Here is a 565-nt window from a genome sequence, read left to right on the forward strand (position 1 = left end):
GGGGCGGGGCGGTTCGGGATCAGGCGCGGACGACGGCGGCCGGGGTGCGGTGGAGGGTGCCGAGGCCGCGGCAGGCGGGACAGGCGACCGGGATCGTGTGGCGGGTGCCGTCGGCGCGGCGGGTGCCGGTGGCGATGGCGGCGCGGGCGAAGCCGTCGCAGGCGGGGCAGATCGGGCCCGGGGTGCGGGTGTGCTGGTGCATCATGGGTGTCTCCTTCGTGGGCTGTTGGTCCGTGGAGGGGTTGCGGTCCCCGGGGCGGTGGGATGCTTGGCGGCTTTTGCCGACCCGGGGACCGGTCCTGCTAGCGGCGGCGAGAGGTCCGGCCGCCGGGCTTGTGGGTGTACATGTCGCGGTCGGCCGCGGACAGTGCCTCGGTCAGGAGCAGGGCGGCGGGGCGGGAGGCCCCGACGGACGCGCTGACGTCGAGGACCAGGCCGTCGAGGTCGACCGGCCGGCGGAGTGCGGCGTGCAGCTGCGGGAGGCGGTCGGCGGAGTCGAGGGCGACGGCGGCGAACTCGTCCCCGCCGAGGCGGGCGGCCAGGCCGCTGGGTCCGCACCAGGCGG

Annotated in this window: 2 protein-coding genes; both read right to left on the reverse strand. The window is 77.5% G+C overall.

Translation table 11 applies throughout. The annotated features are described in order from the left end of the window. Positions 1–19: 19 nt before the first annotated feature. Positions 20–205, reverse strand: coding sequence for a hypothetical protein (locus ABD353_RS40010; protein ID WP_425555365.1), 186 nt, complete (start codon positions 203–205; stop codon positions 20–22). Between the two features lie 97 nt (positions 206–302). Then, a partial coding sequence (locus tag ABD353_RS40015) for a diguanylate cyclase domain-containing protein (RefSeq protein ID WP_344628611.1) occupies positions 303–565 on the reverse strand: 263 nt, incomplete at its 5' end.

It is taken from the genome of Kitasatospora arboriphila (genome assembly GCF_039528095.1).
Classification (GTDB): domain Bacteria; phylum Actinomycetota; class Actinomycetes; order Streptomycetales; family Streptomycetaceae; genus Kitasatospora; species Kitasatospora arboriphila.